Source organism: Stenotrophomonas sp. A3_2, from assembly GCF_036624925.1.
Lineage (GTDB): Bacteria > Pseudomonadota > Gammaproteobacteria > Xanthomonadales > Xanthomonadaceae > Stenotrophomonas > Stenotrophomonas hibiscicola.
In genome coordinates this window covers 1-510 of record NZ_JAZKVY010000249.1, presented here as the reverse complement: position 1 = coordinate 510, position 510 = coordinate 1, and the positions used below count along the sequence as shown (strand labels likewise).

The window sequence follows — 510 nt, the reverse complement described above, 5'->3', positions numbered from 1 at the left end:
ACCAACATTCCGTAGTCCGAGGACTCGAGCGCCGCTTGAACCAGCCACTCGTTGTCTAGCCCAGACGAGGGCGAATAGGCAAGGTCCTCCGAACTGCCAGGCATCGCGCGCATGCCCTTACAATACTATAAAGGTCGCAGATGCGCATCGAAGCCCATGAACGCCGATCGCTTGCTTTGCAACGTAGACGGCCCCCTGGGGCCTGATCAAGCGATAACGGGACGGATAGGACTGGAGCCGATGACCGGATTCGAACCGGTGACCTGCTGTTTACGAAACAGCTGCTCTACCACTGAGCTACATCGGCGACCAACCGACATTATGGCGGGTCTGGACCAGAAAACCAGGCCCTCCACCCACCCCGGGAGGTTGGCGGCCCCAGGGGTAACCTTCACCCATGTCTGACGACCGGTCCGAAGAGCCGGATGACTTAGAAACGCCACCATCGTTCTTCCCCTACGAAGACGAAGACCCCCGCGAGCAAGGCTTCAGCGGGTCGACCGAACCCGT

1 tRNA gene is annotated in these 510 nt (G+C 59.8%); it reads right to left on the bottom strand.

Going from position 1 to position 510, the window contains the following annotated elements:
• Positions 1–232: 232 nt before the first annotated feature.
• Positions 233–307 (bottom strand) — tRNA-Thr (locus R5H29_RS09930).
• Positions 308–510: the final 203 nt, after the last annotated feature.